Genomic DNA, 9711 nt, shown 5'->3' with positions numbered 1-9711 from the left:
GTTAAAACTGATGTGACCCGACCCCTTTAGGGGTCGCAAGGAGCCGGAGGCTCCGTCACTATTGCCGCTTTGAGCGGCTCACAAACTAAAGCCCCCGGCTTTGCCGGGGGATACTTACTGGCATTTGAGGAGAAAGCTGCATTAGCAGCTTAGTTTAGGTGTCTACTTTTTGTGGGGCGGACAAATATTAAAGGAAAAATATGACTCTATCTGAATTTAACCTTATGTATGTTCCTACAATACAGCTGGTGCTTACTACTCTAGGATTGTTTGCCTTGCTTTTTATGGCAATGCAGCTTCGCCAGACTAGACTATGGAATCGAGCCAATTCTACTTATTCACTGCATAGCAATGAACACCATATAAAATTAGAACAAAAGTTACATTCTGCTTTTGATTCTAAAGGGGTTCATCTGCTAGAGCTTGACGAATTGGCTGAAGAGCATTTCTCCTTGATAAAGGATAATAGTGAAATTCGATTCGCAATTATTGATTACTTAAATTATCTCGAACTTTATTGTTCCGGAGTATCATTTGGTGCGCTTGATGAAGATTTGGCTTATAGCTTCCATTCCGATGAGGTGGTATCGGCGTGGATACTGTTCGAGCCGTATATAACGCAAGTTTATCGTAAACTTGCTGATGATTTTGATTTGTTCGTCGAATTAGAAAAAATTGCAATAAGGTGGAATGTTAAAAACCAAAAGATCCAGACTAAAAGAAAAAAGAGAATGGAAAAGGAAAATCAAAATAGGCTAAATTCAAGAGGTTTAAAATCATCCTTATAAAAGCTAACAAAGCACTTGCAGTCGGATGTTCCGTTCGCGTGTCGTTCCACGCCACTGAAGCACGACGTTATGCATAAAGAGGGCTAAGCGATTATAGCTCTATTTCAAGCATCCTCATTTATTGTCCTGCTTTGCGTAAGCAGTGTTCTCGGATTTATGGAACTAGCCGGGGAAATGGGATTAGCCATATTGGCCGGCGCCATTGGACTGGCTTTCTCAAATTTAGATAAGATTTCACGCTTCAAAGGTGCTGGATTCGAAGCTGAGATGAATATGGTTCATACCATCATTGAAAACCAAACTGAACCAAGTCCGGAGCAGAAGAAGCAAGCTATACAGAGTGATGTTCTATCGAATGAGGAAGCTAGAATACTCGTTTCTCTCCAGAAGCCGGGATACACATGGCGATATGCTAGAACAGTTTCTGGTGAGGTATCGCTACCGTTGAATAAAACGGAGTCTATACTTTTTTCTTTAATGACGCGTGGTTTTGCCAAAAATGGCACAGGGTCAAACGGTGAAATTTGGGCAATTACTAATGTTGGGAAAAGCGCTCAAGAGCAGTATGAGCAGAAGAAAAATGCATAACAAGGTAAGACAGCGCGACGTAAAAACAGCCGCTTTACTCTGGTTTTTCACGACCAGATCTCTGACGTGTTATGCCCCACACCAATAGCTGGAGGTACTATGTCTGAACTTGTTTATTATGTTGCATCATCCTTGGATGGATTTATCGCTCACGTCAATGGCGCTATCGATGGATTCGAATGGGATGACGAAGTAGTCTCAGATTTTTTTGAAGATCAAAAAAAATTCGGTACTGTTTTGATGGGTCGGAAAACCTATGATGTCGGTCTTAAAGAAGGAAAAACCAGTCCATATCCAGACATGCATCAAATCGTCTTCTCGAAAACCATGAAGGAAAGCCCTGATGCTGCTGTGGAGCTTGTTAATTCCGATCCTGTCTCTTATGTTAAAAAATTGAAATCGGAAAAAGAAAAACCTATCTGGATTTGCGGAGGATCCGATATCGCAACGCAGCTAGTCAAGGCTAAATTAATAGACAAAATCGTAATTAAGCTAAATCCCGTAGTTTTTGGAGCTGGAATTCCATTGTTCGGCTCAGTTCCGAAACACATATCGTTGGAACTTATTGATCAAAAGAGGTATGGCTGCGGCATCGTTTTCAACTCCTATGATGTCGTATAGAAAGTATGGCATAACAAGTAAGGATGTCGCAGAGCACAGCGTTAAGCTGATAATTCTGGAGCACCTTTAGAATGACCAAAGTTGTTATCGTTTTAGCACATCCCAACTTGGCAGAGTCAAAAATTAACAAGCCGCTTATTGATTGCGCAGTTGATATGCCAGGGGTAGCTGTCCATGATCTCTATGACAAATATTCTGACTTCAAAATTAATGTCGAAAAAGAACAGGAGTTCATAACTGAATTCGATACCATCGTAATTCAACACCCATTGTATTGGTATAGCTGCCCAGCACTACTAAAGGAGTGGCTTGATAAGGTCTTCGTTAGAAATTTCGCTTATGGCAAGCATGGGAGGGCGCTCGAAGGAAAGAACCTAGTTTCAGTAGTAAGCGCCGGTGGTCCAGAAGAAACTTATACTACTGAAGGTTCGAACGAGCAGCCCGTCAGAGATTTTCTTAAAACCTTTGAGGTTACCGCCAAGTTTTGCAGCATGCTATATCCAAAGCCGTTGATTCTGCACAACGCGTATAGAGTTACTGAAGATGAGATTGCCAGGCATATACAGGCTTATTCAAAACTGCTTTCGTCGTATGCGGGCATGTAACAAGTCAATCAACTTCGCCTGCCGGCGCCGGACAGTCCAATCGCTGCTGCGCGTCAGGTCGCCGGTTAGCAACACGTTGAGGCTGTAGAAAAACCTAATTTCAATCAGTAAAACCCGGTAAAATGGCATTGTAGCGTGAAAGGATTCCAGAAATGCCAAAGTTCAAGGCCTACAACTACAATCAAGACACCATGGTGGTGATCAACTTCAAGGAACAGTTGCAGCCAGGCACCTTTGAACACGCAATACACTTCTTGATCGATAACAAGCTCGACCTTTCTCTCTTCGATAAACACTACAAAAACGACGATGGTGGCCGGCCTGCTTACGATCCGGCGATCTTGCTGAAGATCGTGCTATTTGCTTATTCCCGCGGCATTACATCGAGCCGCGAAATTCAATGGTGCTGCGAAACCAACATCATCTTCAAGGCACTGTCCTGCGACGCGGTTCCTCACTTTACGACCATTGCCGCCTTCGTCAGCAGCTATCCAGAGGAAATCGAGCAGTTGTTCGAGCAGATTCTGTTGGTCTGTCACAAGCAAGGCTTGCTGGGCAATGATCTTTTTGCCATTGACGGCTGCAAAATGTCGTCCAATGCAGCAAAGGAATGGTCGGGTACCTTCAAGGAGTTGGAGGAAAAGAAACAGAAGATACGCAGCCGGATTCGCCATTGCGTTCAAGAGCACCGCAAGCTGGATAAGAATGGTCCGAGCGACGCGCCGCAAGCCGCCCGACAGGCGCAGACGATCAAGACGCTGGAGCAAGCCTTCGACAGGATCGATCAATTCCTAAAGATGCAAGCCCCACGGATGGGGCAAGGTAAGCGACCAAAGGAAGTGAAAAGCAACATCACCGACAATGAATCGGCGAAGATGACGACATCGAAGGGAACAATTCAGGGGTACAACGGCGTCGCAACCGTCGATAAGAAACATCAGATCATCGTGGATGCCCAGGCATACGGTCATGGTCAGGAGCACCACACCCTGCGCCCTGTTCTGGAATCACTGGAAAAGCGGTACCAAAGGCTGAAGATTCGTCAGAATCTGCTCAACCAAAAGACCATCGTTACCGCAGACACCGGCTTCGCCAACGAAGCCAATATGAAGTATTTGCATGATCGCAAAATCAATGCCTATATCCCCGACAATCAGTTCAGGTCGAGAGACCCTCGTTTCCAGGGCCAGAAAGACAAACACGGCAAGCGCCACCAGAACAAACCGAAACAGCAGAAACGCAATGTCATTCCGGCAAGCGAATTCACATTCGACCCCGTGGCCATGACCTGTATCTGCCCAGTGGGAAAAACACTCCGTCTTCGCGGTGTACGCGATAGCAGCACAGGTCAACCCACGGCTTACTTTGAGGGAAGGCTGTTGCAATGTCGGCATTGCCCACTAAAAACGCGATGCATGCATAACCCCAAAGCAGCCGATCATCGAAAAGGCGCCGGTCGACAGGTATCGTTTCAGATCGATGGAAAACGCAAGCCCACCTATACCGACTGGATGAAGCACCGGGTAGACAGTGATCGAGGCAAAGCTATTTACGGCCACAGATTGTCAGTGGTGGAGCCCGTTTTTGGTAACATGGGCTTCAATAAGCGCCTGAACAGATTCAGTTTACGCGGAAAAGCCAAGGTTCAGGGACAATGGCAACTGTACTGTATGGTGCATAATATCGAAAAGCTCAAGAACTACGGAAGGCTGTCGAGCTAAAGGGCGTCCTGTGCGGACATGAGAGAGATCTATACCGAAAATGCATTCTGATAACGATTTGTGCTTTAAAAATTCCGGGAAAACTGCAGGAGCGATTTGTTCGCTTTCCAAGACGGTTTTTCTACAGCCTCGTTAGAGGTAAGTATCAATTATGAATAAAGAACAAGCTCAAAAGTTTGCAGAAGAATGGGTTCACGCTTGGAACTCACATGATCTAGAGCTGATTCTCTCACACTACGACGACGAATTTGAAATGTCATCACCGGCAATTACTAGGCTGATTGGAGAGCCAACCGGAATACTCAAAGGCAAAAAAGCTGTGGGAAATTATTGGGCTGGAGCATTAGAAAAATTTCCAGACTTAAAGTTTACTTTGCTGCATACGTTGCAAGGTGCAAATAGCGTCGCGCTAGTATATGAGGGCGTACTTGGCCTTTCAAACGAAGTATTCTATTTTGGCGACAATGGTAAAGTCATAAAAGCGTATGCGCACTACGACCTTTAACAAGGTGATGGTAATCGTCGCTATGTTCTGAACAGGAGGGTTTGATGGGTACTGTATACGTTTTACCAGTCATCTTCGTCATTTGTGGCGCAGTTTGTTACGACATAGCAAAGAAACGGGGTTTGTCGCGGCCATTCTGGGTGGTGATGGGTTCTCTATTTGGTCCGCTCGCGATACTCGCCATGTTCTTGGCTAAACCAAAGGGATCGACTATTTCATAACGCACCACCAAACCAAGCCACATATCAAATAGGGATAGGTCGCGGCTGATGCGCGACATATCCTTATTCGTTTGACAAGCCAGTAGTGAGTAAGTCGCACAACCATTGGGCAACTGAGGGGTGAAGCGAGAGCGCATTATTCCAGCATGTCAGATGAAAGCCTGAATGCTCGAAAACCTGTCTACAAAAGAGCATTTGCGAGTGGAGAGATTCAGAATACATATCAAATAAGGATATGTCGCGCATCAGCCGCGACCTATCCCATTGTTGAACAAGCCCGAAGCCTGTCACTGTTTATAGGCAAATAAGTAATTGCGGAGCTGGCTGGACGCGCGAAGCGTGGTGCAGAAGGGTTTTCTTCAGTCGAGCACCAGCCTCACCGGACCGGCGACTTTTAAAGTACTCTTGTACCATCAGTCCGTCATGCCCTCCCTGTTTGGAGAATGTCGGGCATAGGACGCCGGTCCAGGCTTACCCCGGTTCCCAGCGTCGCCGCACACCACAGACCTGCATCCGCCCGTGACAGTGTGGACAGGTGAACATCGCAAGGACCTTCCTCAGCGGCTCTGGCACCGGGGTGCGCAATACCCACTGTACGATACGCAGCAAATCCCGGGCATTGCCGTGCAGGAAGCCGTAATCCCGTGCCCGGCGGAAGCCTTTCGGTAACACGTGCTGCAACACCAGGGCGACGAAGTCCTCGCCCGTCAAGGTGCGGGTTTGCCAACGATCGCGGCGACTGTCCTTGTAGCGGAAGGTGATGCGCTCACCATCGTCTGCGAGCAGATTCCGGTCGCTGATCACGCCGCGGTACAGGTAGCGGGACAGGTACTGCAAGGCCTGGAGGCCGCGCCCGGCCTGCTTGCAGTGCGCGACCCAGCGTCGCGGCGTAGACGGTGGTGTCAGGCCGCTGGCCGCCAGGGCATGCAGGAAGGCGCCGCGGAAGGCGGCGGCCAGTGCCCGGCCATTGAACAGGTAGCCGCCCTTGAGCCCTCGCCATTCACGCCGGGCTCGGTGGACACCACAACCCGGTACCACGATGTGGACGTGAGGGTGGTAATCCAGTCGACGGGTATGGGTGTGCAATACCGCACACAAGCCGAGTTCGGCGGCGAAGTCTCTTTTGTTGCGGCCGAAGCGCCGCAAGGTCTCAGCGGCACAGCGCATCAGCAGGGTATAGACCATACGGGGATGCCGTCTGGCCAGCTCTCGTAGCTCAAGCGGCAGCGTGAAGGTCACCAGGTAGTACGGCACTGGCAACAACTTCTGCTGCTGGCGCGCCAACCACTGCTGGGCCGCTTCCTGCTGACATTGGTTACAGGCACGGTGCCCACAAGAACAGAAGCGAGTGCCAGGCCGGTGGCAATCCTGGCACGCCAGCGCCAGTTCCCCGTACTGCCCGGTACGGCAGCCGGTGATGGCTTGGTAGGCGGACCACTGATCGGGGGTCAGCGTGCGGCCATGGCTCGCCAGAAAGCGCTCCCGGTAGCGCTCAAAGATGGTTGCGAGGTCCATCTCAGCAACCCCAGCGGATACGCATCTTCGCAACCAGCCGATTGATGCGCTGGTCGGTGTCGCTCTGGGTGACCTCGGTCAATTGCGTATACAGCGCCGTGGTCTTGGGGCAGTCGTGGCCCATTGCGTGCTGGATAGCGCGCAGGTTCACGCCGGCTTCGACCAGGTGCGCCCCGTAACAATGGCGCAGTGTGTGAATGGTGACCGCCTTGCGGATACCACAATCCTGGATGATGGCCTTGAAGGACTTTTGCAAGCCACCGCGGTCCATCGGCTCGGCGGCCTCGGCCCGTTCTTGCGGGTTGCGGCCCCGAGGAAATATCAGGTCAGGGTTACGATGAGTGACCCAGTAGCGGCGCAGGGCCTGCAAGCTGACCTCGGGCAGGGTCACGAAGCGGTCCTTGCAGCCCTTGCCCTGGCGAACGTGCACCTTCATGCGCTCGCCATCGATATCCCCGACACGCAGATTCAAGGCTTCGCCCAGGCGCAGCCCCATACTGAAGGCCACCAGAATAAAGGTCTGGTAGCGCAGCTCGTGTGTACCGTTGATCAGTCGCTCGATCTCCTTGAGGGTGAGGATGTCGGGCAACAGCTTTTTCCTGGGCGGTTTAACGATGTCCACCCAGACCCAGTCCTTCTTGAGAACGTGCTGGTAGAAGAATTGCAGACCATTGCGATCCACCTTTACGGTTGACCACGAGTGGGTCTCAACCAGGGACGAGAAATAGGCTTCGAGCTGTTCCTGGGTTAGCGTGTCGGGGCAGGTGTCCCAGAACTCGGTGACCCGCCGGACGGCGCGCGCATAGGAATCGATAGTGCGTTCGGCTTTGCCCTGCCGGCGCAACGCGCTAACATGTTTGCGGTACAGTGATTGGAACTTCTGTTGCTGTGCTGTGTTCATGATAATGCCTCCTGTGGTCGTGCCGGGCGTTGGCACGTGGAGGCATTATTTACTCATCGGAGGGAATCGGTGCAGATCTCTTGCCGCGCAGCGGCTTCGTTCAACAAGGTGTTTAACTGAGGGATTTCTATCTGCACGTATATGTGGAGAATAGCTCCGCGGTCCGCGCGTATGAGAAGTTTGGCTTTCGTGGTTCCATGCTGGAAATGAAGTTGGATCTTGGAAGCTGACTTAGAACGCAGGCAGTGGAGGTGCGTTAGAGCCCGTATCATGCCGCCGCCGACGCCATTACCTGGGTGAGGTTCGGGAAGTCAATGCAAGAAATTAATTATCTGCTTATAGTCGTATCTGCTTTTGCGGCGATTGGCAGTCCGGGGCCGGCGACGCTTGCCATAGCCGGCGCCTCCATGAGCCATGGCCGTTATTCCGGCCTGTTGCTTGCTTCCGGTGTTCTTACTGGTTCGCTGCTGTGGTCTACGGCAGCGGCATTTGGCCTTGCCGCGATACTGCATACCAATGTGTGGGCGTTTGAACTCCTGAGGTACTGCGGGGCAATCTATCTTTTGTGCCTATCTTTCAAATCCCTTCGGTCTGTATTCAGTTCGTCGCAGCCAATCCTGCCAGAAAGTCTCGCGACAACATCAAAAGAAAGCTACTTCAAGGGATTGCTAATACACCTCACCAATCCAAAAGCCGTTTTATTCTTTGGTTCTCTTTACTCAATAGGCGTTCCTGCAACAGCGCAGCCCTTCGAGTTGTTATCGGTGATTTTTGCAGTTGGAGTAGTCAGTGCGTGCATTTTCCTTGGTTATGCCGTTGTTTTCTCTAACGGTGTCGCAAGGCGTGTATACCTGAAATCCAAAGGGGTGTTTGAAGGTGCATTCGCTGTATTGTTTGGTGCGGCGAGTTATAAACTTCTTACAGGCGAAATCGGGAAATAGCATTCCAGCCGCGAGTAGATAGTCAAGAAAGAGAGCTCAAGTGGAAAAAGCTAGCTTCATCCCCCAAGCAGATACATACATACCCAATCCAAAGACAGCGTGATTCAACACGCTCTGTAGCCGGGTAGCATTCGGCCTGGGTGTTCGGGAGCCGGCAATTCCGGCACCCATTCCCGGTTGCATGATAAAAAATGGCGCTGCCACGGTTGCAATGCCCACTGTGAGCGCGGGGCCAACCGATGGATCATGAATCCATGCACTTCCGTAGATGGCGACTAGTAGTACAGCGTAGGCTATGCCTATGAAATAGTGGGCAGTCCACCCGATAAAGCGCTCTCCGTGAACAGACGGTGTTGCCGTAATGGGGTCGTGACGAAACTGGCCGTGTGCCAGGTATGCTATCCAGCGTCCCACCAGCCCCCAGTTTGCCGGCGGGATGCCGAACAACAGCTTCCTCACTACGGACCACAAGTCCATCACCGCCGTGGCTCCAATCCCGGTTAAAACTATCAAAAAACTATCGTTCATATACGTCGCCGTTGCTTGCTATGACTGCTAACCGATGCAAGCCTACAACCTAAAGCCGGCTTTAAGTCAAGGTGGGTTTTGGAGATTTCGGAGATCGCCAAAGGATATGGATTACCGGCCTCAATATTGCGCGACTATGAGAAGAAGGATCATTCACTGTATTTTTGGGTGCGGCGAGTTATAAACTGCTTCCAAGCGAAAATGGGAAGTGGCCTCCCAATCACGAACTATGATTCACATAACTGCTGTTAATAACGCGGGATTTCTGTTTTTAACGAGGTCCTCATTTCACAAAACCAGGCAACGTCGAGTAATACGTGCTCTGGACAGTCTTTCCGTGGCTTCGCCGCGCCAAGGCTGTCGCTATTGGCGATGTTAAGTGAAAGAGATCACGGAATGATACATAGAGTTATCACAGTAATAGTTCTTGTCTTGGGCATGGCGCCCGGCGCACATGCGCTATCGTGCAAACCATTGAAAGAGTTATTTATAGCTCAATGTTCAAGTTTCATCTGTGAAAAGGTTCTCTATGTAAAAGAAGTTTCGGGGCATTTATCTTGCGCTAGGCGTCCATTGGTTAAGCCAGCCCCTATCTGGGCCAAAGATGCACTTGAGTATGAGCTAGCTACGTCTCAACTGTTAGATCGTGGGGTTTATGTGGAGTGGTTCAATGGATGTGGCCAGCCCAGTTAAGGGATAATACCCTCAACTGGAGACTGTACTACATGACCTCGAGAAAGAAGTATTCGAAAGAATTCAAGCTGGACGCGATCAGCC

The 9711-nt window shown here is 50.0% G+C and carries 11 protein-coding genes; 7 read left to right on the top strand and 4 right to left on the bottom strand.

The features are described from left to right. Nucleotides 1–200 precede the first annotated feature (200 nt). The 6 genes from JYP50_RS21515 to JYP50_RS21490 all read left to right on the top strand — a co-directional run bounded on the left by JYP50_RS21515 (nucleotide 201) and on the right by JYP50_RS21490 (nucleotide 4828). Nucleotides 201–788 (top strand): DUF4760 domain-containing protein, encoded by a 588-nt coding sequence (locus JYP50_RS21515; protein ID WP_206562636.1) that lies wholly within the window; start codon nucleotides 201–203, stop codon nucleotides 786–788. Between the two features lie 156 nt (nucleotides 789–944). Further along, on the top strand, nucleotides 945–1376 hold the full coding sequence (locus JYP50_RS21510; protein ID WP_206562635.1) for a hypothetical protein: 432 nt from the start codon (nucleotides 945–947) through the stop codon (nucleotides 1374–1376). A gap of 99 nt (nucleotides 1377–1475) precedes the next feature. Beyond that, a complete protein-coding gene (locus JYP50_RS21505; RefSeq protein ID WP_206562634.1) occupies nucleotides 1476–1997 on the top strand; it encodes a dihydrofolate reductase family protein in 522 nt (173 codons plus the stop codon). Between the two features lie 71 nt (nucleotides 1998–2068). Then, complete coding sequence (locus tag JYP50_RS21500) at nucleotides 2069–2602, top strand: NAD(P)H-dependent oxidoreductase (RefSeq protein ID WP_206562633.1); 534 nt, start codon at nucleotides 2069–2071, stop codon at nucleotides 2600–2602. A gap of 152 nt (nucleotides 2603–2754) precedes the next feature. Further along, the gene (locus JYP50_RS21495; protein ID WP_206562632.1) at nucleotides 2755–4323 is read left to right on the top strand and encodes a transposase; all 1569 of its coding nucleotides are present in this window, start codon (nucleotides 2755–2757) and stop codon (nucleotides 4321–4323) included. Nucleotides 4324–4474: 151 nt separating this feature from the next. Next, nucleotides 4475–4828: a nuclear transport factor 2 family protein gene (locus JYP50_RS21490; protein WP_206562631.1), complete on the top strand. Its 354-nt coding sequence runs from the start codon at nucleotides 4475–4477 to the stop codon at nucleotides 4826–4828. Between the two features lie 97 nt (nucleotides 4829–4925). Here the strand turns inward: JYP50_RS21490 and JYP50_RS21485 are convergent, their stop codons facing one another. The 3 genes from JYP50_RS21485 to JYP50_RS21475 all read right to left on the bottom strand — a co-directional run bounded on the left by JYP50_RS21485 (nucleotide 4926) and on the right by JYP50_RS21475 (nucleotide 7465). Further along, a complete protein-coding gene (locus tag JYP50_RS21485) occupies nucleotides 4926–5108 on the bottom strand; it encodes a hypothetical protein (protein WP_206562630.1) in 183 nt (60 codons plus the stop codon). 412 nt (nucleotides 5109–5520) lie between these two features. Beyond that, complete coding sequence (locus tag JYP50_RS21480) at nucleotides 5521–6564, bottom strand: IS91 family transposase (protein WP_206562629.1); 1044 nt, start codon at nucleotides 6562–6564, stop codon at nucleotides 5521–5523. Between the two features lies 1 nt (nucleotide 6565). Further along, nucleotides 6566–7465 carry a tyrosine-type recombinase/integrase gene (locus JYP50_RS21475; protein WP_206562628.1) on the bottom strand — a complete coding sequence of 300 codons (900 nt, stop codon included), beginning with the start codon at nucleotides 7463–7465 and terminating at the stop codon, nucleotides 6566–6568. Between the two features lie 314 nt (nucleotides 7466–7779). On the opposite strand from JYP50_RS21475, the gene JYP50_RS21470 reads away from it, so the two are divergent. Further along, nucleotides 7780–8406 carry a LysE family translocator gene (locus JYP50_RS21470; protein ID WP_206562627.1) on the top strand — a complete coding sequence of 209 codons (627 nt, stop codon included), beginning with the start codon at nucleotides 7780–7782 and terminating at the stop codon, nucleotides 8404–8406. 36 nt (nucleotides 8407–8442) lie between these two features. Here the strand turns inward: JYP50_RS21470 and JYP50_RS21465 are convergent, their stop codons facing one another. Further along, on the bottom strand, nucleotides 8443–8934 hold the full coding sequence (locus JYP50_RS21465) for a DUF2938 domain-containing protein (protein ID WP_206562626.1): 492 nt from the start codon (nucleotides 8932–8934) through the stop codon (nucleotides 8443–8445). Between the last annotated feature and the right edge of the window lie 777 nt (nucleotides 8935–9711).

Origin of the sequence: Parahaliea mediterranea, assembly GCF_017255185.1 — a bacterium.
In the GTDB taxonomy this organism is placed as follows: Bacteria; Pseudomonadota; Gammaproteobacteria; order Pseudomonadales; family Halieaceae; genus JAFKCZ01.
The sequence above is the reverse complement of the archived record's forward strand: the minus strand, read 5'-3'. Positions and strand labels throughout refer to the sequence as shown.

Coding starts and splice junctions, on each gene's coding strand:
- JYP50_RS21515 (WP_206562636.1), top strand. CDS start 201: ATGACTCTATCTGAATTTAACCTTATGTATGTTCCTACAATACAGCTG.
- JYP50_RS21510 (WP_206562635.1), top strand. CDS start 945: ATGGAACTAGCCGGGGAAATGGGATTAGCCATATTGGCCGGCGCCATT.
- JYP50_RS21505 (WP_206562634.1), top strand. CDS start 1,476: ATGTCTGAACTTGTTTATTATGTTGCATCATCCTTGGATGGATTTATC.
- JYP50_RS21500 (WP_206562633.1), top strand. CDS start 2,069: ATGACCAAAGTTGTTATCGTTTTAGCACATCCCAACTTGGCAGAGTCA.
- JYP50_RS21495 (WP_206562632.1), top strand. CDS start 2,755: ATGCCAAAGTTCAAGGCCTACAACTACAATCAAGACACCATGGTGGTG.
- JYP50_RS21490 (WP_206562631.1), top strand. CDS start 4,475: ATGAATAAAGAACAAGCTCAAAAGTTTGCAGAAGAATGGGTTCACGCT.
- JYP50_RS21485 (WP_206562630.1), bottom strand. CDS start 5,108: ATGTCGCGCATCAGCCGCGACCTATCCCTATTTGATATGTGGCTTGGT.
- JYP50_RS21480 (WP_206562629.1), bottom strand. CDS start 6,564: ATGGACCTCGCAACCATCTTTGAGCGCTACCGGGAGCGCTTTCTGGCG.
- JYP50_RS21475 (WP_206562628.1), bottom strand. CDS start 7,465: ATGAACACAGCACAGCAACAGAAGTTCCAATCACTGTACCGCAAACAT.
- JYP50_RS21470 (WP_206562627.1), top strand. CDS start 7,780: ATGCAAGAAATTAATTATCTGCTTATAGTCGTATCTGCTTTTGCGGCG.
- JYP50_RS21465 (WP_206562626.1), bottom strand. CDS start 8,934: ATGAACGATAGTTTTTTGATAGTTTTAACCGGGATTGGAGCCACGGCG.